The sequence below is a fragment of the Chromobacterium amazonense genome, from assembly GCF_001855565.1.
Classification (GTDB): domain Bacteria; phylum Pseudomonadota; class Gammaproteobacteria; order Burkholderiales; family Chromobacteriaceae; genus Chromobacterium; species Chromobacterium amazonense.
Genome location: NZ_MKCR01000008.1, coordinates 71370 through 91609 on the forward strand (window position 1 = coordinate 71370; position 20240 = coordinate 91609).

Here is a 20240-nt window from a genome sequence, read left to right on the forward strand (position 1 = left end):
CAAACGCCACCGGATTGCGCCGGTGGCGTTTTGCCGGGAGCCGGTAAAACTCAGGCTGCGGGCGGCTCGGTGTCGATGAAGGACTGGCGTTGGTTCAAACGCTGCAGCAGCGCATCCAGGTTCGGATACGCGGCGCGCCATTGAATCTCCGGCGCGCGGAAGTCCAGATAAGCCAGGCAGCAGCCAACGGCGATATCGGCCAGGCTGTAGCCGTGGCTGGTGCACCACGGTTTCTCGCCCAGGTCTTCCGACAGCGCGGCCAGGCCGCGCATGATCTTGCCGCGCTGGCGCTCCACCACTTCCTCCATCTGCTTTTCAGGCGGGCGGCGATGTTCCAGCACGATGGTCACCATGGCGTCGATGATGCCGTCCGCCAGCGCCTCCCAGCGCCGGGTATTGATGATCTGACGGTTGTCCTGCGGCAGCAGCCGCGACACCGGCGAGCTGTTTTCCAGATATTCGACGATCACCCGCGAGTCATACAGGGTGGAGCCGTCGTCCAGTTCCAGCACGGGCACCTTGCCCAGCGGGTTGTACTCCGGCACGCGGGTGTGGTCGCTCCAGGGCACATCTTCCTCGAGCGGGCAGTCGATTTTCTTTTCAGCCAGCACGATGCGCACCTTGCGGGCATAGGGGCTGGTCAAAGAGGCGATCAGTTTCATTTTCGGCGATGGAGAAATGACGGGAGGTTGCCGGCCCCCGGGGCGGCCAGCACCTAACTGTAGCGCAAGCCGGCCGGGGCTGAAAGCCTTACTTGAGTTCGACCTTGCCGCTGACTTGCAGTTGCAGCTGGCTTTGCCCCGGTTGCAGGTCTGGCTGGGCGACATTGGCTTCGGTACCGGCCATCGCCGCCTTCATCATCATGACCGGGGGCCTGAAGCCGTGGTTTTGCTGGCCGATGTCCAGCTGCTGAATGTTGACGACGCTCTTGCCCAGGGCCTTGGCGGCGATCTCGGCCTGGCTCTTCAGGCTGGCGATGGCCTCCGGAATCATGCCTTGCTCGGTCTCGCGCCGCGCTTGATCGGATACGCCGAATTGCACGCCCTGCAACAGCATGGTTTGCTGCAGCTTGGCGATCAGTTCGGCCGCCTGGCTGAAGTTCCGGCTCTTCAGCTGGATTTCCGAACGGCCTTGCCAGCCGTTGATCTTGCCGTTTTTGTCGTAGCTGGGCCAGGTGTTGTAGCTGCCGCTGGAAAGCTGGACTTCCTTATACGTTTTGCCTTGCGCCAAGCTGCTGGCGGTGATCTTGTTCAGCTTGTCCGCCAGGACTGCCGCTTGACTGTTGCTTTGTTGCACATACAACGTGGCGGAGATCTCGTCGTTAGGGACTTCCCGCTGTGCATTGGCGGATAGATTGAGCTGGATGCCGTCGGCGGCGGCGAACGGCGCCGCGCCAGCCAACAGGCAGCACATCAGCATGGGTTTGATGCGGGACTTTTTCATGTCGGCTCCTGAGCGGATGGATAGCGGAAAGTAGACTCCGCTTCGATCTGCTTGGCAAGCGCCGGTTCCATGCGGTTTGGCATTTTTTTGGTGGTTGAAAAATGCCAAACGGCCCGCGAGGGGCCGTTTGGCAAGCCATGGCAGGCCGTCAGTCGATGTATTCGTAGCCCGGCAGCGTCAGGAACTCGACGAAGTCGTCCGAGGTGGTGAGCAGGTCGAACATCCTGGCCGCGTCCTCGTATTGGCGGGTCCAGCGCGCGCCGTATTCGGCTTGCAGCTTGGCGACTTCCCTGGCCTGCAGCTCGCGGAACAGCTCCACCGTCACCTTGCGGCCGTCGTCCAGCACGCCCTTGGGCGAGCGTATCCATTGCCAGATCTGCGAGCGAGAAATCTCGGCGGTGGCGGCGTCCTCCATCAGATTGTGTATCGGCACGCAGCCGTTGCCGGAGATCCAGGCGCCCAGGTACTGGATGCCGACGTTGATGTTCATGGCCAGGCCCGCTTCGGTGATCGGCGTTTCCGGCTGGAAGTTCAGCAGGTCGGCCGCGGAAACCTGCACGTCCGGGCGTTGTTTGGCGATCTGATTGGGCGCGTCGCCCAGCGCGGCGCTGAAAGCGGCGTTTGCGATCGGCACCAGGCCCGGGTGGGCCACCCAGCCGCCGTCGTAGCCGTCGGTGGCGTCGCGGTCCTTGTCCGCCTTCACGCCGGCCAGCGCCTTTTCATTGGCGGCCGCGTCGTTCTTGATCGGAATCAGCGCCGCCATGCCGCCTATGGCCGGCGCGTCGCGGTGGTGGCAGGTTTTCAGCAGCAGCAGGGCGTAGGCGCGCATGAAGGGCACGGTCATGGTGATCAGCGCGCGGTTGGCCAGGCAGAAGTCGCGGTTCTGCTTGAACTTCTTGATGCAGCTGAAGATGTAGTCCCAACGGCCGGCGTTGAGGCCGGCGGAATGCTCGCGCAGCTCGTACAGGATTTCGTCCATTTCGAAGGCGGCGAGGATGGTTTCGATCAGCACCGTGGCCTTGATGGTGCCTTGCGGCACGCCCAGCTCATCCTGGGCGAACACGAACACGTCGTTCAACAGCCGCGCTTCCAGATGGCTTTCCATCTTGGGCAGGTAGTAATAAGTGGCGCTGCCGCGTTCGCGCAGGTAATGGATGTTGTGGAAGAACGACAGGGCGAAGTCGAACAGGCTGCCGGACACGATCTCGCCGTCCACCTTGACGTGCTTTTCCATCAGGTGCCAGCCGCGCGGGCGCAGCAGCAGGGTGGCGACGGTATCGTTCAGCCGGTACTGCTTGCCTTCCGGGCTCTGGTAGGAAATGGTTTTGCGGTAGGCGTCGCGGACATTGATCTGGCCGGCGATCTGGTTGTCCCAGCTCGGGCAGTTGGAGTCCTCGAAGTCCGCCATGAAGCTCTTGGCACCCGAATTCAGCGCGTTGATCATCATCTTGCGCTCCACCGGGCCGGTGATTTCCACCCGGCGGTCCAGCAGGTCCGCCGGCAGCGGGGCGATCTTCCAGTCGCCGGCGCGCACGGCGGCGGTTTGGGGCAGGAAGTCCGGCAGCTTGCCGGCGTCCAGCTCGGCCTGGCGCGCGGCGCGGGCGGCGATGCGCTCGCGGCGTGTCGGCTCGAAGCGGCGGTGCAGCTTGGCGACGAAGGCCAGCGCCTCGGGAGTGAGGATTTCGGCGTAGGCCGGAGTGATGTCGGCGAGAACTTCCACGCCCTGCGGGAGATTGACTGCCATGCGCGCGCTCCTGTGTAGAGAAGATGACATGATGATGCTGCAATGCAATGTTTGACAGTCTATTCGCCGCGCGAGTAAAAAGAAATGGCATGAATTGCACAACATCTTTTACTTTTAGGTAGCTAATGAGCGAGCTGAAGCAGCTGGAGACCTTCGTCGCTGTGGTGGGGCTGGGCAGCTTGTCGGCCGCGGCGCGGCAGCTGGGCGTGGTGCCGGCCATGGTGGGGCGGCGGCTGGACGCGCTGGAGGAGCGGCTGGGGGTGCGCCTCCTGGTGCGCAGCACCCGCAGCGTGGCGCCGACGCAGGAGGGCGAGGCCTTCTACGAGGACTGCCTGCGCATCCTGGCCGATTTGACAGAGGCCGAGGCCGCAGTGGCGTCCGGCAGCGGCAAGGCGCGCGGCCATTTGCGCTTGTCCGCGCCGGCCGGTTTCGGCCGCCGCCATGTGGCAACGCACGTCGCGGCGTTTCAGCGCCGGCATCCGGAAGTGAAAGTCACCTTGGAGCTGTCCGATCGATTGGTGGATTTGCAGCGCGATCGAATCGACTGCGCGATCCGCATCTCCGACCTGGCCGACTCCAGCCTGGTGGCGATCCGCCTGGCGGAAAACCGGCGCGTGGTGGTGGCGTCTCCAGACTATCTGGCCACCCACGGCGCGCCGCGCGTGCTGGAGGATCTGCAGCGCCACCAGTGCCTGTCGTTGGGCGAGAGCCAGAGCCGGGGCTGGAGTTTCGTGGTGGACGGCAAGCCGGTGAACCTGAAAGTGTCCGGCGCGCTGGAGTGCAACGACGGTGCGGTGCTGCACGACTGGGCGCTGCAGGGACTGGGCCTGGCCTGGCGCTCGCTGTGGGAGGTCAAGGACGATCTGTCCAAAGGCCGGCTGGCCACGGTGCTCGACGATTTCTCGTCGCCGGACTACCCGGTGTACGCGGTGGTGCCGCAGCGCAAGCTGCTGCCGGCCAGGGTGCGGCATTTCATCGAGCATTTGAAGGCCGCCTACGCCGCGCCGGGCTATTGGGATTGAGGGCGGTTTGCCGCGCCGGCCCCGGCTTGCTAAGGTAGGGCCTCGCCGCGCAGGGGCCGCGAGCACAAGAAGACAAACAACGTGAACAAATACCATCAGATCTATTCCGACATCGTCGCCGACATCGACAACCGGCGTTACGCCCAGGGCGAGCGCATCCCATCCGAATCCGAGCTGATGCACAGCTACGACGCCAGCCGCGGCACTGTGCGCAAGGCGGTGGACATGCTGCAGGAGCGCGGCTACGTGCAGAAAATTCACGGCAAGGGCATGTTCGTGCTCAAGCCGGGCAATATCGAATTCCAGCTCAGCGGCATCGTCAGCTTCCAGGAAATGAACGAACGCATGGGGCGCAAGGTGGTGTCGCAAGTGGCGGAGCTGGCGGCGCAGCCCGCCGACGCGGCGCTGGCCAAGGCCACCGGCCTGGCCGAGGGCACCGGCATGGTCAAGATCAAGCGGGTGCGCAATATCGACGGCGAGAATGTGATCCTGGACATCAACCACTTCGTGGCCGGCCTGGTGCCCGGCCTGAACGCGGACATCGCCGCCGGCTCCATCTACCGCTACATCGAGCAGGATCTGGGGCTGACCATCAGCTACGCCCAGCGCATCATCGAGGCCCAGCCCTGCAACGACGACGACCGCCGTTACCTGGACCTCAACGGGATGGATCACGTGATCGTGGTCAAAAACCTGACGCACCTCTACGACGGCCGGCTGTTCGAATACACCGAATCGCGGCACCGTTTGGATAAGTTTTATTTCACGGATATTGCGCGGCGGTAGTTTTTTCTCTCCGTGGATGGGGTGCAGAGTTTGTGTAATCGGACTTTGGGCAGGGCATAAGGGAAGCAGGCTACATTTAATTTCACGAAGAGGTCTGCAGAAGAAAAAGGGGGGGGCTGGCCACTTGTAATTTCATCTGGCTGAGTTGATGAAAATCGTGGCCTGTCCCTTTTTTAAATAGTTCTGAGTCGTCGGTTGCACGGCAGTGCTAGCTGGTAGCGTTTCAGTGCTGAAAGATTAAACATGGATTGAGTTCTAATGTTGGGCATAAATGGTGGTCCTAGATCAACCATTTGATGGACTGTTTAGGTTTTCCATGCGAGCACCCGATCTTCATATTTAAATACCTCATATGGAGGTACTTTGCCGTTTAGCATTACTGGCACATTTATTCCACTTCTATCGCTGCCATCTTGTTCAGGTGGCCAAACCATCCAATCTATGTCGTAGTACCACCAATTACCCTCGTATTCGCTAGTTCTTTTCAATGCGCAGGAATGGAACTCAGGCTCTGCCCAAGGGTAGTCTTTGAGGATGAGTAATAGAGTAAGTCTAGATATTTCAATTGCTTCACGTGGTGGTAGTGGAGGGTAGTTTTCAGTTTCTTGCCATGAAGGTTCGTTTGCCCCGGCTGAGTTGTCAATTGAAAACTTTAAAAGCAGCTCTTCTGAATAGTATGAGTATACTTTTGGCACCTAAAACTCCTTTCAGGAACCTAGCGTTGGGGGTAGGGGAAAGTCTGGAGGCGGAAGGTCGGAAGGCAGCCCTGCTTGATTGATGGGTTAGGTGCTAACATTTGCGTAATACTAAATCTGTATTTCATCGTCAGTTTTGTTTGTACATAGTTTTGGATTGACTGTGTTAGCCCCGTGTTTCGTATATAGGTGCATGGCATTTGCATTTTATCAGGCATGCCTTGAAAATGAACTTTGTGCATTTTTCGTTTTTGCAGCGCCAATAAGGGGAAAGATCATGATGGCTCTGTATCCTTTTCCTCTGTGCGAATAAAATACATTGTTCCGAGTTATCCGGGTTGGATAAAATGTATAACCCACTTCATGCCGTCCATGAGTCCTTCCAATTATCGCATCCCCAGGTTTTGCCTGTAATAAAAACCCTTTCGTGCCAAGCTCGTCAGGCCATGACAGGTCTAATGAAAGAAGATTGCTATCTTTTTAGATGAACTTTCATTTTTCGAGCATTGCTTGAATGACCACCAACTCATGCAAAAACCTAACGTTTTGAGCCACCATGTAGCGGGGCGGTGGAAGCACACAGGTACGTTGTCGATGCTATGATGCGGAGGGCGGCTTGAACGAATTGTTCGAAGGACTATTCCTCTAATACAATTGTGCCCTTTCCTGCAGTAGATATTCTTACAAGCTCATCAGTGCTTCGTAGCTCAAGCCCAGTGAATGTGACTCGAGCCCCATGATTGCTTGCGGCAGCAGCAATCCGGACCAAGTCGTCTGTGCTTCTCAGCGTGGCATCTAGGATGAAACCGCCACCAGCGGCCGCAATGCGCACTAGGGAAGGTCTGAACAACCTGCCACGCAAACAGAAATGCAATTTCTCGCGGGGGCTTCGGTTGCATTAGACCTACCAATTCTAGATCGCGCGCCATGAGGATGACCGGATGCTTCCGGCCATCCGCCCTTTCAACTCGCCGCCAGCAAGGCCTTTCGCGCCAGCCAGATGTTGGCCAGCCCAAACAGCGTCATCAGTTGCGCGGTATTCTTCTTCAAGCCGCGGTAGCGTGTTTTCAGGTAGCCAAACTGCTGCTTGATGACCCGAAACGGATGCTCCACTTTGGCCCGAATCTTGGCTTTGACCATTTCGCCCAGCTGGATCTGCCGGTCGTCGGCTGAATCGGTCAGCGCTTTGCGCTGGCCGGGCCTCATCGCAATCCACCAACGCACCGCTCGCGATTGGTGTTCGGCTCGCTTGTGCACGCCAGCAAAGCCGGCGTCGCCAAACACATCGATTTCCTCGCCGTGCAACAACTGATCGACCATCGTGACATCCGCCACATTGGCGGGGGTGCCGGCCACGTGATGCACCAAGCCGGACTGGGCGTCGACGCCGATATGGGCCTTCATGCCGAAGTACCACTGATTGCCCTTCTTGGTTTGATGCATGTCCGGATCGCGCTCGCCCTGAGCGTTTTTGGTGGAGCTGGGCGCGTGGATCAGGGTGGCATCGACGATGGTGCCTTGCTTCAACATCAGCCCTTTGTCGCAGAGATGCTGGTGGATGGCGGTAAACAGAGCGTGGGTCAGCTGGTGCTTTTCCAGCAGATGGCGGAAGTTCAGCAGGGTGGTTTCGTCCGGGACGGCGTCCAGGGAGAGGCCGGCGAACTGGCGCATGGAGGCGATCTCGTACAGGCTTTCTTCCATGGCGGGATCGGACAGGCTGTACCAGTGCTGCAGGCAGTAGACGCGCAGCATGGCGGACAACGGGTAGGGGCGGCGACCGTTGCCAGGCTTGGGATACACTGGATCGATGACGGCTTCGAGCTGCGCCCAAGGCATGACCTGATCCATCTCTGTCAGAAAGATTTCGCGGCGGGTGCGCTTCTTCTTAGCGGCGAGTTCGAGATCGGTGAAGGTCATCTGCTGTCGCATGCTGGCGTCCTGGATCTGACTGAGGGGGAGTCAGTTTACGGGAAGATTGGAGACTTGTTCAGACCTTCCCTAGATCATTTGTCGAACGAAGCTCAAAACTCATGTTATGCCCCTCTAAACCTGTAGTTAACCACTCGAAAATTTGAATAAAATTTCCATATTTTGGTATGCAAAATTTATGCCGTCAAGATTTCAAAATCAGTATCCCCCTGGTATAGGTTTGATTACTTCGTGTGGTGCTTAAAACTCGGTGAAACACACCACTGGCGGGGCAGTGTATTTGCTAGAGGTGCTGTCGAGAAAATATCCGTCAGTCAGACGGGAATGGGGTTAGCGTCACGCATCCCGGATACTGCCATGATGGCTGCGACTTGGCGGAACGCTTGGTTTTGCCGGGACTCCGTCCCACGGCAGATGGTGTTTCGTAGGGTGGATGCCCCGGAGGGGCGATCCACTGCTGATGGCAGAATGGATCGAATGGGTCAGGCCCGGCGCGGAGTCATCCGCCCGGGCCTTTGTCTTGCCGCTGTTGCGAAATGGCGGCAGTCGGTTTGACTTTTTTCAAACTCGTATAGACGAGTGTTGACCATCTCGTATGTACGAGTTAACTTGCCCTTGATTGCCATGCAGACAATCACCACGAACAGGCGGATTTCGGGCATCGTGAATGGGCGTTGACCCGCCGCCGCGACAAAGGGACAGGGAGGGATGATGAGTCACGACTATCAGGCGATCGCCGCGCAGATACTGGAAAACATCGGCGGCGCGGGCAATATCCGCCAGGCTGCGCACTGCCTCACCCGGCTGCGCATTTCATTGCGCGACGATACGGTGGTGCAAGGGGACGCGCTGCGCCAGGTGGCGCTGGTGAAGGGCCATTTCAGCAATGCCGGGGTGTTTCAGATCGTCATCGGCGCCGGCGACGTGGACCGCGTCTACGCCGAAATGGTGAAGCAGGGCGGCGTGGCGCGCGCCACCATCGCCGACGTCAAGGCCAGCGGCGACGCCAAGCAGAACCGGCTGCAGCAGCTGGTCAAGGTGTTTTCGGACGTGTTCATGCCCATCTTGCCGGCCATCGTCATCGCCGGCCTGCTGATGGGCGCCAACAATCTCTTGGGCGCCAAGGGCATGTTCATCGCGGACAAGAGCCTGCTGGACGCCTATCCGGGCCTGTCCGGCCTGTGGGGGCTGATCAATATGATGGCCAACACCTCTTTCGTGTTTCTGCCGGCGCTGGTGGGCTGGTCGGCGGCCAAGCGCTTCGGCGGCAGCGAGATTCTCGGCATCGTGTTGGGCCTGCTGCTGGTGCATCCGGACCTGCTGAATGCCTGGAATTACGGCAAGGCGGCGGCGGGGCTGGACGGCGCGTCGGTGCCTTATTTCGACCTGTTCGGCCTGCGTATCGAGAAGGTGGGTTACCAGGGCCAGATTCTGCCCATCCTGGCCGCGGCCTGGGTGATGTGCCGCGTCGAGTTGTGGCTGAAGCCGCGGGTGCCCAACGCGGTGCAGCTCTTGGTGGTGCCCATCGTCACCATCGCGGTCAGCGGCTTCCTGGCGCTGGCGGTGATCGGCCCGCTGGCCCGCCACCTGGGCATCGCCGTCACCGACGCGCTGGTTTACGTGTTCAACCTGGCGCCGTGGCTGGGCGCGGCATTGTTTGGCGCGCTGTACGCGCCGCTGGTGCTGACCGGCATGCACCATATGTTCATCGCGGTGGACCTGCAGCTGATTGCCAGCCAGGGCGGCACCTTCATCTGGCCGATGATCGCGCTGTCCAATATCGCCCAGGGCAGCGCCGCGCTGGCGATGTTCTGGCTGGCCAGGAACGCCAACGACAAGAACATGGCGTCCACCTCGGCGGTATCGGCCTTCTTCGGGATCACCGAGCCGGCGATGTTCGGCGTCAATCTGCGCTACAAGCTGTCGTTCTACGCGGCGCTCGCCGGCTCCGCCTGCGCGGCGGTGCTGATCAGCCTGGGCCACGTCAAGGCGTCGGCGATCGGCGTGGGCGGTCTGCCGGCCTTCATCTCCATCATCCCGCAGCACATCCCGCTGTTCCTGGCGGGCACCGTGACCGCGCTGGCGCTGCCCTTCGGCTTGACCTGGCTGCTGGCGCGCCGCCAGCTGGCCGCTGCCGCTCAAGGGGAGGCCGCACAAAATGTCTAAGGACATGAAAAAGGCGGTGGTGTACCAAATCTACCCCAAGAGCTTTTGCAGCCACCGCAACCAAGCCGCTGGCGATCTCCTGGGCGTGGTGGACCGGCTGGACTACCTGGCCTGGCTGGGGGTGGATTACCTGTGGCTGACGCCGTTCTACCGCTCGCCGCAGCGCGACAACGGCTACGACGTCAGCGACTACTACCGCATCGACCCGGCCTACGGCAGCATGGAAGACTTCGAGCTGCTGCTGGCCGAGGCCAAGCGCCGCGGCATAGGCGTGATGCTGGACATCGTGGTCAACCACACCTCCACTGAACATGCCTGGTTCCAAGAGGCGCTGAAGGGCAGGGACAACCCCTATCGCGATTTCTACATCTGGCGCGACGCCCCCAACAACTGGCAGTCCAAGTTTGGCGGCAGCGCCTGGGAGAAAGACCCAGCCAGCGGCCAGTACTATCTGCATTTGTTCGACAAGACCCAGGCCGATCTGAACTGGGACAACCCGGCCGTGCGGCAGGCGGTGTTCGAGATGATGCGCTTCTGGCGCGACAAGGGCGTGGCCGGCTTCCGCCTGGACGTGATCAACCTGATCTCCAAGGACCCAGCCTTCTCCGAGGACGACAGCGACGGCCGCCACTTCTACACCGACGGCCCGCGCGTGCATGAATACCTGCAACAGATGCACCGCGAGGTGTTTGCCGGGCATGACTTGCTAACGGTGGGCGAGATGTCGTCCACCTCGCTGGAGCACTGCATCGCCTACAGCCGGCCGGACCGGCGCGAGCTGAGCATGACTTTCAACTTCCACCATCTGAAGGTGGATTACCCGGATGGGCAGAAGTGGCGGCCGGGCGAGGTGGACTTCATCGCGCTCAAGCGCATCCTGTCCGCCTGGCAAACCGGCATGCACGCCGGCGGCGGCTGGAACGCGCTGTTCTGGTGCAACCATGACCAGCCGCGCGCGCTGTCGCGCTTTGGCGACGATGGCCGCTGGCGGACCGAGTCCGCCAAGATGCTGGCCACCGCGCTGCACGGCCTGCAGGGCACGCCCTATATCTACCAGGGCGAAGAGATCGCCATGGCCAATCCCGGCTTCGCCGACATCGGCCAGCTGCGCGACGTGGAAAGCCTCAACGCCTATCGACAGCTGCTGGAAGAGGGCTTGAGCGATGGCGAGGCGATGGCGGTGATCCGCCAGCGCTCGCGCGACAACGCCCGCACGCCGATGCAGTGGGACGACGGCCCGCACGCCGGCTTCAGCGCGGTGGAGCCCTGGATAGGCGTGGCGCCGGATGTCGGCAGCGTCAATGTCGCCACCGCCATCGGCGACCCCAACTCCGCCGTGCACCACTACCGCCGCCTGATCCAGCTGCGCAAGCAGTATCGGGTGTTCGCCGATGGCGATTACCGCTGTCTGACGCCGGATCATTCCAGCCTGTGGGCCTACACCCGCCGTTGCGCTGACGAAATGCTGCTGGTGATCAGCCACTTCGGCGCCGACAACATCCATTACCTGCCGCCGGCCGATGCGGTGCCGGAAGGGTGGGATTTGGAATTGCTGCTGTCCAACTATCCGCCGCAGGCCATCGGCCAGCTCAAGCCCTGGCATTCGCTGCTGTACCGCGCGACGCCGCCGGCTTCCCCGTAACGCTTTCCTAAAGCCTTGCCCCGCCATGCCAGCCATCAGGCCGGCAGGGCGGCGCTTTGCCCGCGCGCGCGGGCCTTCATCCACACAAGGAGACGATAATGAGGACAAAAACGATCAATTGGTTATGGATCTTGCTGCCGCTGGCCTGGCATATCCAGGCGCGGGCCGACGCCGCGCCGGCGCCGCAGCTCAGCGCCGAGCAGTTGAGCGGCGCGGTGAAAAAGGCGCTGGACGAAATGGGCTTCCAGTTCGACGGCTATCTGCGCAGCGGCTTCTACGCCAGCGCCGGCGACAATCTGCCCAAGGGCCAGTACCAGCTGGGCGGCGACTTGCAGCATTACCGCCTGGGCAACGAGGGCGATACCTATATCGAGTTCGGCGTCGGCAAGAAATGGACGCTGGGCAACGGCGTGAGCTGGGGCGCTTACGTGATGCCCACCATCTATAACGGCAAGACCAGCGCGTCTCAGGTGTACGGCTACATCAGCGGGCTGGAATTCGCGCCCAACCTGACCTTGTGGGCCGGCCAGCGTTACCACCGCATCCAGGACATCCATATTTTGGACAACTGGCTGATGCAGGACGGCGACAACTACGGCGCCGGCGTGGATGGCATCGCCGTGGGCCAGGCTAAATTCAACGTGTCCGTTTCCTCGTCCGGCAGCTACGCCAATGACAACGCCTCGCTCAACAACGCGCGCCGCGCCAACTTTCAGCTGACCGGCATAGCAACCAATCCCGGCGGCAAGCTGACGCTGACCGGCGCGGCGATAGGCGGCGATTTCGCCATCGGCAAGCCCGGCGCGGCGCTGGGCCTATTGCACAACCAGAAGGACTTTCTGGCCCAAGGCCTCAACAACTCGCTGTTCCTGCAGACTTCCACCGGCCATGCCTCGCTGTCTGGCCAGTTTTACAACCTCGACAACAACGGCGCGGCGCAAGCCGGCGCGCGGCAGAGCCGCATCGCCGATGTGCTGGACTGGCAGCGCGGCCGCTTTGGCGGCCAGGCGCTGCTGGGTTGGCAGACGGTGGCGCCGGACAACGCGGCCAAATACCGCGACGTCACGCTGGGCGGGCGCTTGTCCTACGGCGTGGCGGCCAACGTCAAGCTGCTGACCGAGATCGGCCTGACCAGCCGCGACACGGACAATCAGCCGCTGCAGCGGCTGAACAAGGCGACGCTGGCGGTGGCTTTTTCGCCGAATACCGACTTCTGGACTCGTCCCGAGCTGCGGGTGTACGCCAGCCATTTCACCTGGAACGACGCGGCGGCGCAGGCCAATCTGAGCGGCTTTGCCGTGGGCGGCCGCACCCACGCTGCGACGGTGGGCGTGCAGATCGAAGCCTGGTGGTGAGCTGGTCGGCATCCTGAAGTTTTTGCAGTGCCGCGGCGAAAGTTGCGGCACTTTGCGTTTTTGCGGCAGTCTGAAGCCGATACGGTTTCGTGTTGGGAGAGGGTATGAGGTGGCTTCTGCTTGGCGGCATGCTGGCCGCGTGTCTGTGCGCGGGCTTGGCTTCGGCTGATGGCGTGGCCGCGCCCGCGCCTGCGCCGGCCGCGGCGAATGGCGTCCGCTTGGAGTGCCTGCCGTCCGGCGACGCGGTGGGCGGTTGGCGCGATTGGGTGGCTACCCGCCTGGCCTTGCGCGGACTGGAAGAGAACCCGCGCGGCCCGTGGCGGCTGTGTTTCACCGAAAGCCAGGACCAGCAATGGGTGACGCAGCCTACAGACTGGCGCTACGACGGCTATTGGCGCGATCCGCCTTATCGTCTGGAAACCTGGCCGGTGCTGAACCTGGCGGTGCGCTCGGCGGACGGCGCCGTGGTGTGGAGCGGCCGCGAACGGCTGGGAAGCGGAGACAGTTCGCGCGAGCGGCTGGAGGCGGCGGCGCGCCGTCTGCTGGACCGGATGTCGCTTCCTGGGTAATAAAAATTTAATGAATGCTGAATGGCTTGATTCTGGCCATTGCTGTTTTCCCGTATTGTGGCGATAGGCCCCTGCTGTAGTATCGAAAGCCTTCGTTGACATGGCCTGCGCATAGACAGGCCAGCGGCGGAGGGGCAAATCAGATCACTTTACAGCCTAATCCGAGCATGAGGCGCCCGCCTGGACAGCGGGCGTCTCGTCGTTTCAGCGCGGCGCGCTTTGCGCGCGCGCCGACCGGTGCTGGCCAAAATACGGGATAGTAGACAATGAGTTTGATGCGCAAGAAGAGCGTCCAGGGCATGCTGGCCACCGCTCAGACTTCGCGCGGGCTGCGAAAAGAGCTCTCCGCGTTTGACCTTACCATGTTGGGCATCGGCGCCATCATCGGCACCGGCATTTTCGTGCTGACCGGCACCGGCGCCACCATCGCCGGCCCTGGCCTGGTGCTGTCCTTCGTCATCAGCGCCTTCGCCTGCGGCTTTGCCGCGCTGTGCTATGCCGAATTCGCCTCCATGCTGCCGATTTCCGGCTCCACCTACACTTATGCCTACGCCACGCTGGGCGAGTTGATCGCCTGGATCATCGGCTGGGATCTGCTGCTGGAATATCTGCTGGCTTCGTCCGCGGTATCCGTGGGCTGGTCCGGCTATTTCCAGAGCCTGCTGTCCGGTTTCGGCGTGACGTTGCCGCAGCTGCTGACTGCCGCGGCCGGTTCGGTCCCGGGCAAGGACACGCTGTTCAATCTGCCGGCCTTCTGCATCGCGATGCTGATCACCGCGCTGCTGGCCTTCGGCATCAAGGAGTCCAAGCGCGTCAACAACGTGGTGGTGTTGATCAAGGTGGGCGTGGTGCTGCTGTTCATCGCCATCGGCGTATGGCACGTCAAGCCGGTCAACTGGCAGCCGGCGCTGCCGTTCGGCTTCTCCGGCGTGTTCCACGGCGCGGCCATCGTGTTCTTCAGCTTCATCGGCTTTGACGCGGTGACCTGCGCCGCCGAGGAAGTGAAGAATCCGGCCAAGGATATTCCGCGCGGCGTGATCTGGTCGCTGGCGGTGTGCTCGCTGCTGTACGTGGTGGTGGCCGCCATCATGACCGGCATCGTGCCTTACCTGCAGTTTGCCGGCGTGGACCACCCGGTATCGCTGGCGCTGCAGGTGGCCAAGCTGGACTGGTTTGCCGGCTTTGTGGACCTGGGTGCCATTCTGGGCATGATGACCGTGATTCTGGTGATGACTTACGGCCAGACGCGCATCCTGTTTGCGATGAGCCGCGACGGCCTGCTGCCCAAGATCTTCTCCGAAGTGAACCCGAAGTACGGCACTCCGTACAAGGCCACCTGGCTGATCGGCACCATCATCGCCTTGCTGGCCGGACTGGTGCCCTTGCATACGCTGGCCGAGCTGGTGAATATCGGCACCCTGGCCGCCTTCACCCTGATCGCGTTGTCGGTCATCGTGCTCAGGAAGCGCGAGCCGGACCTGCCGCGCAAGTTCGTCTGCCCGGCCGTGCCCACCATCCCGGGTCTGGCCATCCTGTTCTGCGGCTTCCTGATGACGCAGCTGTCGCTGCTGACCTGGGCCTGCTTCGCCGCCTGGCTGGCCATTGGCTTGGTGGTGTACTTCGGTTACTCGCGGCGCAATTCGCTGCTGCACAATCCGGCCTGAGCCCGGCTTGTGCATGACAAACGGCCCGCCTTTGCGCGGGCCGTTTTGTTTGCTGATGCCGGGATGGCTGAGATCAGCCGCGCCACTTGGCGGCGATGGCGGCCACCCGCTGGCCATAGGCTTTGGCGGTGTCGAGATCGCCTTGCGGAATTTCGTCCACGCTGGCATCGGCCGGCGACTGCGCCAGCACCCCGGCGGAACCGCCCAGGTTGTTGATGTCGGTGCGGCTGGCGGCCTTGGTGTTGCTGGGCAGAATGCCCAGGCTGACCCAGATGCCGCCGTGTTGCGAGGCCAAGGTTTGCAGATAGATCAGCGTGACCTGTTTGTCGCCGTTGAGGCTGGCGCTATTGGTGAAGCCGCCGAAGACCTTGTCCTGCCACACGCGGGTGAACCAGGCCTTGGAGCTGGCGTCGGCGAATTTCTTGAACTGCCAGCTCGGGCCGCCCATATAGGTGGGCGTGCCGAAGATGATGGCGTCGGCTGCGGCCAGCGCGTCCCAGCCGCCTTCCGGCAGATTGCCTTCGGCATCGATGGCGATGAGCTGGGCCGATGCGCCGGCCGCGACCGCCTCGGCGACTTTCTGGGTATGGCCGTAGCCGGAGTGGTAGACAACGACAATCTTGGACATGGCGGGCTTTCCTTAGCGGGTTGGAAATGACAGGCCAGTATGCGCCGGTCAGGAGCAACTGAAACAGAGCGCGCGGGTGAATTCTTTGTTTCGCGGGAAGAAATGATTGTCGCGAGGCGTTTTGCGGCCAGCTCTGCTAAGCGTTGCCTTGAGCGGAAATGAAAAACGCCGCCCACGGAAGAGTGGGCGGCGTAGCGTGGCGATGGCTGCGGGATCAGTCGGTGCGCAGCGCGATGAACAGCATGGCGTCGCCTCGCTTGACCAGCAGGGCGGCATGGCCGCCTGAGTTGGCCAGCGCTTTCTCAAACGCGGAGATGCTGGTGACGTCGTTCTGATTCAAGCCCATGATGATGTCGCCGGGCTGCAGGCCGGAGCGGGCGGCCGGGCCTTGCGCCTTCTGGATCAGCAGGCCACCGCGGATGCCCAGGTCGGCGCGTTGCTCCGCTGTCAGCTCGGACAGCGTCAGGCCCAGCTTGCCGAACTGATAGCCTTGCTGCGTGTTGTCGCTGGATGGCTTGGCATTGCCTTCGGTGTCCGGCGCTTGTTCCACCAGGGTGGCTTCCAGGCTCTTCTCGAAGCCCTTGCGCCACACCACCAGCTTGATCTTGGTGCCGGGTCCGAGCGCGCCCACCAGCATCGGCAGGTCTTTGGAGCTGTCGATGACTTGGGTGTTCAGCTTCAGGATGATGTCGCCCGGCATCAGGCCGGCCTTGGCTGCTGGCCCCTTCGGATCCACCCGCACCACCAACGCGCCGGATGGGCGCGGCAGGCCGAACGATTGCGCCAGCTCCTGCGTCACCTCCTGGATATTGATGCCCAGTTGGCCGCGGCTGACTTTGCCCTTGGTTTTCAGCTGGTCGGCCACCTGCATCGCCAGATCGATCGGGATGGCGAAGGAAATGCCCATGAAGCCGCCGGAGCGGCTATAGATCTGCGAGTTGATGCCGACAACCTCGCCGCGCAGATTGAACAGCGGGCCGCCCGAGTTGCCGGGATTGATCGCCACGTCGGTCTGGATGAACGGGACCAGCGTCTCGTCGGGCAGGCTGCGGCCCTTGGCGGAGACGATGCCGGCGGTGACGGTGTTGTCGAAGCCGAACGGCGCGCCGATGGCGGCCACCCATTCGCCTACCTTCAGGTCTGACGGGTTGCCTATCTTGGCCACCGGCAAGTCCGCCGCCGCCACTTTCAGCAAGGCCACATCGCTGCGCTTGTCCAGGCCCACCAACTTGGCGCGCAGCTCGCGCTTGTCGGTCAGCGTGACGCGAATCTGCCTGCCATCGGCCACCACGTGGGCATTGGTCAGGATGTAGCCGTCGCTGCTGATGATGAAGCCGGAACCGTAGGACACGCTGTCTTCCTGCGGCTGTTCTTGCTGCGGGGAGGGCGGCATGAAGCGGCGGAAGAAATCATACAGTGGGTCGTCTTCCGGAACCGGGAGTTGAGGATGGCTGCTGGGCTGCGTCGAGACCGAAGCCTCTCGCGCCGCCTGGATATTGACCACCGCCGGCCCGTCGCGGGTGACCAGCTGGGTGAAGTCGGGCAATAGCATGGCCACGCGGCCATCCTGCTGGGCGGGAATGGCAACGGGAGCGGGTTGGCTGCCGCCTTTTACAAACTGCTCGATTCTGTCGCAGCCGGACAGTAACGACGCCGCGAGCAGGGCGCCGGCCATGATGCGGAGACTGTTGGTCACGGGCGATCCTTTTGGGCTGATGCGGGAAGGTAAATGGGGGCGGCTACGCGTTTTTGCAATCCGCTTATTGTCATGGGCGCCCAGTTTCTCTCTCCATTTTTATCATAACGGTTTTGCCGGATATTCGCAGAGGTCCGCGATGACGCAGCGCTGGCATTCCGGCTTGCGGGCCTTGCATACGTAGCGTCCATGCAGAATCAGCCAATGGTGCGCGTCCAGCTTGAACTCCGCCGGCACAAACTTGATCAGTTTGTCTTCCACTTCGCGCACGTCCTTGCCCGGCGCGATGCGGGTGCGATTGGAAACCCGGAAAATATGGGTGTCCACTGCGATGGTGGGCTGGCCAAAGGCGGTGTTGAGCACCACATTGGCCGTCTTGCGGCCCACGCCGGGCAGCGCTTCCAGCGCTTCGCGCGTTTGCGGTACCTCGCCGCCATGCTTTTCCAGCAGGATGCGGCAGGTGGCGATCACATTCTTGGCCTTGGTCTTGTACAGGCCTATGGTCTTGATGAAGTCGGCCAGGCCTTCTTCGCCCAGCGCCAGCATGGCGGCCGGGGTGTTGGCCACCGGATACAGCCGGCGAGTGGCCTTGTTGACGCCGACATCCGTTGCCTGCGCCGACAGCAGCACCGAGATCAGCAGCTCGAACGGCGTGCTGTATTCCAGCTCGGTGGTCGGATGCGGGGTGGCCTCGCGCAGGCGTCGGAAAATTTCCAGGCGTTTGGCGGCGTTCACTCTTTATCCTTATCGGCTTCCTGTTGCGCCGCTTTCATCGCGGCGGCGCGTTCCATCGCGGCGCGGATCACCGCCATTTTATCGGAGGAGGCGGTGGCGGCCACCGGCGCCTGCTGCTTGGCGCGCTCCATGGCTTTGCGGATCAGCTCGTTCTTGTCCACGGGCCCGGCAGCCGGCGCGGCGATGGCTGCCTGTGCCGCCGCTGGGGCGGGCGATGCCGGAACGGCGGCGCGTTCGGCCAGCCGCTTCGCCTTGTCCGCCGCATCGCGCGCCTTGCGCGCCTGGCGGGCGTCATAGCGCTTGCGGGCCAGGGCGGCGCGCGCCATCACGCGTTCGCGCTTGCCGTCGTCGGGATCGGCCACCGGCACCAGATCGATGCAGTCCACCGGACAGGGCGCCAGGCACAGTTCGCAGCCGGTGCATTCGTCGGCGATCACGGTATGCATCTGCTTGGCCGCGCCGACGATGGCGTCTACCGGACAGGCCTGGATGCACAGCGTACAGCCTATGCAGCTGTCTTCGCGTATCACCGCCAGCGCGCGCGGCTTGGGCTGCGGCCCGGTGGGGTCGAACGGGATGACAGGCTGATTCAGCAGCGCCGCCAGCGCCCGCACGCCGTCCTCGCCGCCCGGCGGGCAGCGGTTGATCGGGTCGCGGCCTTCCGCCAGGGCCTCGGCGTACGGGCGGCAGCCGGCGTGGCTGCACTGACCGCACTGGGTCTGGGGCAGGAGGGCGTCGATCCGGTCGACGAGTGTGATGACGGCCATGCTACGGATTCCGCTTCAAAAACCATTAATTATCAATGTTAAGAGCTTTTGCTTCAACTCCCGCAATGCGCGGACGCTTTCTTATGCGATGGCGGTCTCTTCAGGGATGCGCTCCGCCAGACTGTCCAGCAGGATGCGGCGCAGTTGCTCCGCGGCATCGGGCAGCGGCGTTTGCGCCCGCAGCAGCGCCAGTTCCAGCCGGGGCAGCGACGGCAATCCCCACTCCGCGGGAGACAGGGCGCGTAAATCCGCAGGCAAGCCCAAAGCCGTGCGCGCGCTGATGCCCAAGCCAGCGCGCACCGCGGACCACAGGCCGGCCAGGCTGCTGCCGCTGACGGCGATGCGCCAGGGCTGGCCGGCCTGGTCCAGCGCGTCGCAGGCCAGGCGCCGCACCAGGCAAGGCGGGTCGAACAGGACAAGCGGCAAGGGGCGCGGGTCCGTGCGGGGCGGCTGGCTGGACGCGGCGACCCAGTGCAGCGGAATCTGCCCCAATTGGTCTTGATGAGGCCAGGGCGAACCGTCGCGCCATAGCAGGGCCAGGTCCAACTGGCCGGCTTGCAGCGCGCGCTGCAGTTCCAAGCTGCGTCCCACTCGAACCTCAACATGCACTTCCGGGCAGGCGCGGGCGAAGCGGCCCAGCGCTTGGGGGAGCATGCCCTCGCCGAAATCCTCGGCCAGTCCCAGCCGCACGCTGCCGGCCAACTCCGCGCCGCGCACCGCCTGCACGGCCTCGTCATTCAGCTCCAGCAAACGTCGGGCATAGGACAGCAAAACTTCGCCGGCCGGGGTCGGTTCCAGCCCGCGTCCGTACTTTTGCAGGATGGGAACGCCGGCTTGTTCCTCCAGTTTTTTCAGTTGGGCGCTGACAGCGGAAGTGGAGCGATGCAGCCGCTCCGCCGCGCGGGCGAAACTGCCCAGTTCCACGCCACTGGCGAAGCTTTGCAGCGCGTCTAGGTCGAGCAGGGGCTTACGCATGAATCATCCTGAATTTTGGGATGGATAGTAAAAATATATTCGATTTTCAGTATTAATGGCCAGGGCTACAGTGAGCGCATGTCTTTGACCACGCAAGAGCCAGCCATGTTTTCCGCAACTGAAGCCTTGTCTCGCCTCGCGCCCAAGCTGGATCAGCTGACGCGCGAAGTCTTGTTCGACGATGTTTGGCGGCGCGGCGCATTGTCGCCGCGCGAGCGCAGCCTGATCACTCTCGCCGCCGTGCTGGGCCAGGCCCGACCGCACGCGCTGGCATTCCACCTGAGACGCGGGCTGGACAACGGCTTAAGCGCAGAGGAATTGGGCGAGCTGCTGACCCATTTGGCCTTTTATATCGGTTGGCCGTCCGCCACCGCCGCGCTGGAGCAGCTGGATGCCGTTCTGGCCGATCAGACAAGATAAGGAG

General features: G+C 62.4%; 18 protein-coding genes. 8 read left to right on the forward strand and 10 right to left on the reverse strand.

The window, feature by feature from the left end:
• Positions 1-50: 50 nt before the first annotated feature.
• From BI343_RS05965 to aceB, 3 genes are all read right to left on the reverse strand, one after another.
• Positions 51-662, reverse strand: a complete 612-nt coding sequence (locus BI343_RS05965) for a glutathione S-transferase (protein WP_071109033.1) — start codon at positions 660-662, stop codon at positions 51-53.
• Positions 663-750: 88 nt separating this feature from the next.
• Entirely contained in the window at positions 751-1443 is a 693-nt protein-coding gene (locus BI343_RS05970) for an SIMPL domain-containing protein (RefSeq protein ID WP_071109034.1), read from the reverse strand.
• Positions 1444-1591: 148 nt separating this feature from the next.
• Positions 1592-3187: a malate synthase A gene (aceB, locus tag BI343_RS05975; RefSeq protein WP_071109035.1), complete on the reverse strand. Its 1596-nt coding sequence runs from the start codon at positions 3185-3187 to the stop codon at positions 1592-1594.
• Between the two features lie 125 nt (positions 3188-3312).
• Here aceB and BI343_RS05980 point away from each other — a divergent pair, with 125 nt between their 5' ends.
• Both BI343_RS05980 and treR read left to right on the forward strand, forming a co-directional pair.
• On the forward strand, positions 3313-4209 hold the full coding sequence (locus BI343_RS05980; RefSeq protein WP_071109036.1) for a LysR family transcriptional regulator: 897 nt from the start codon (positions 3313-3315) through the stop codon (positions 4207-4209).
• Between the two features lie 81 nt (positions 4210-4290).
• Positions 4291-4995 carry a trehalose operon repressor gene (gene treR, locus BI343_RS05985; RefSeq protein WP_071109037.1) on the forward strand — a complete coding sequence of 235 codons (705 nt, stop codon included), beginning with the start codon at positions 4291-4293 and terminating at the stop codon, positions 4993-4995.
• A 305-nt stretch (positions 4996-5300) separates the two neighbouring features.
• On the opposite strand, the gene BI343_RS19570 is transcribed toward treR, so the two are convergent.
• Positions 5301-5690, reverse strand: a complete 390-nt coding sequence (locus tag BI343_RS19570) for a hypothetical protein (RefSeq protein ID WP_139165661.1) — start codon at positions 5688-5690, stop codon at positions 5301-5303.
• 963 nt (positions 5691-6653) lie between these two features.
• Positions 6654-7619 carry an IS5 family transposase gene (locus BI343_RS05990; RefSeq protein ID WP_083340712.1) on the reverse strand — a complete coding sequence of 322 codons (966 nt, stop codon included), beginning with the start codon at positions 7617-7619 and terminating at the stop codon, positions 6654-6656.
• Positions 7620-8330: 711 nt separating this feature from the next.
• Between BI343_RS05990 and treP the strand changes: the two genes are divergently transcribed.
• From treP to bcaP, 5 genes are all read left to right on the forward strand, one after another.
• Positions 8331-9785, forward strand: a complete 1455-nt coding sequence (gene treP, locus BI343_RS05995) for a PTS system trehalose-specific EIIBC component (protein WP_071109038.1) — start codon at positions 8331-8333, stop codon at positions 9783-9785.
• Positions 9778-11427, forward strand: a complete 1650-nt coding sequence (treC, locus tag BI343_RS06000) for an alpha,alpha-phosphotrehalase (protein WP_071109039.1) — start codon at positions 9778-9780, stop codon at positions 11425-11427. Before treP ends, treC begins: the two co-directional genes overlap by 8 nt.
• A gap of 98 nt (positions 11428-11525) precedes the next feature.
• Complete coding sequence (locus BI343_RS06005; protein ID WP_083340834.1) at positions 11526-12782, forward strand: carbohydrate porin; 1257 nt, start codon at positions 11526-11528, stop codon at positions 12780-12782.
• Between the two features lie 104 nt (positions 12783-12886).
• Entirely contained in the window at positions 12887-13351 is a 465-nt protein-coding gene (locus BI343_RS06010) for a hypothetical protein (RefSeq protein ID WP_139165662.1), read from the forward strand.
• 266 nt (positions 13352-13617) lie between these two features.
• On the forward strand, positions 13618-15015 hold the full coding sequence (gene bcaP, locus BI343_RS06015; protein ID WP_071109041.1) for a branched-chain amino acid transporter BcaP: 1398 nt from the start codon (positions 13618-13620) through the stop codon (positions 15013-15015).
• 73 nt (positions 15016-15088) lie between these two features.
• Here the strand turns inward: bcaP and BI343_RS06020 are convergent, their stop codons facing one another.
• The 5 genes from BI343_RS06020 to BI343_RS06040 all read right to left on the reverse strand — a co-directional run bounded on the left by BI343_RS06020 (position 15089) and on the right by BI343_RS06040 (position 19816).
• Positions 15089-15643 carry a flavodoxin family protein gene (locus BI343_RS06020; protein ID WP_071109042.1) on the reverse strand — a complete coding sequence of 185 codons (555 nt, stop codon included), beginning with the start codon at positions 15641-15643 and terminating at the stop codon, positions 15089-15091.
• A gap of 214 nt (positions 15644-15857) precedes the next feature.
• Positions 15858-17318 carry a DegQ family serine endoprotease gene (locus tag BI343_RS06025; protein WP_071109043.1) on the reverse strand — a complete coding sequence of 487 codons (1461 nt, stop codon included), beginning with the start codon at positions 17316-17318 and terminating at the stop codon, positions 15858-15860.
• Between the two features lie 123 nt (positions 17319-17441).
• Positions 17442-18074 (reverse strand): endonuclease III, encoded by a 633-nt coding sequence (gene nth, locus BI343_RS06030; protein WP_071109044.1) that lies wholly within the window; start codon positions 18072-18074, stop codon positions 17442-17444.
• Complete coding sequence (rsxB, locus tag BI343_RS06035; protein ID WP_071109045.1) at positions 18071-18841, reverse strand: electron transport complex subunit RsxB; 771 nt, start codon at positions 18839-18841, stop codon at positions 18071-18073. The genes nth and rsxB overlap by 4 nt, the downstream gene beginning before the upstream one ends.
• Positions 18842-18922: 81 nt before the next feature.
• Positions 18923-19816 carry a LysR substrate-binding domain-containing protein gene (locus BI343_RS06040; protein WP_071109046.1) on the reverse strand — a complete coding sequence of 298 codons (894 nt, stop codon included), beginning with the start codon at positions 19814-19816 and terminating at the stop codon, positions 18923-18925.
• A gap of 105 nt (positions 19817-19921) precedes the next feature.
• On the opposite strand from BI343_RS06040, the gene BI343_RS06045 reads away from it, so the two are divergent.
• Positions 19922-20236, forward strand: coding sequence for a carboxymuconolactone decarboxylase family protein (locus BI343_RS06045; protein ID WP_043628563.1), 315 nt, complete (start codon positions 19922-19924; stop codon positions 20234-20236).
• The last annotated feature ends 4 nt before the right edge of the window (positions 20237-20240 follow it).